Source organism: Oleiphilus sp. HI0132 (genome assembly GCF_001635845.1).
Genome location: NZ_LWGJ01000349.1, coordinates 1 through 286 on the forward strand (window position 1 = coordinate 1; position 286 = coordinate 286).

General features: G+C 43.4%; 1 pseudogene. It reads right to left on the reverse strand.

What is annotated here, in order from left to right:
• Nucleotides 1-286: pseudogene (locus tag A3766_RS04315) on the reverse strand (glutamine synthetase); the annotation flags it as partial.

Here is a 286-nt window from a genome sequence, read left to right on the forward strand (position 1 = left end):
GCGGCACCTACGAATTCACAAATAAAAAGTAAAGTATCTTGCTCAAAAGGAATCTCCCTACAGCTTTCGGGAATAATTCGTACAGAGGCATCTGGGTAGGCTGTATGCCAGCCAGTGTAACTGACATTGTCGTATAACTGATCTTTCGAGTCCCAGCCCAAAACAACATCGCAAAAACCAAAACCCTTGTCGAGCCCAGCAAAGAACTTATCTTTGCTCATATATTTACCGCGCATCACGCCGTCTATATCGAAAAGACCAACTTTGACATGCTTTATTCCACGAA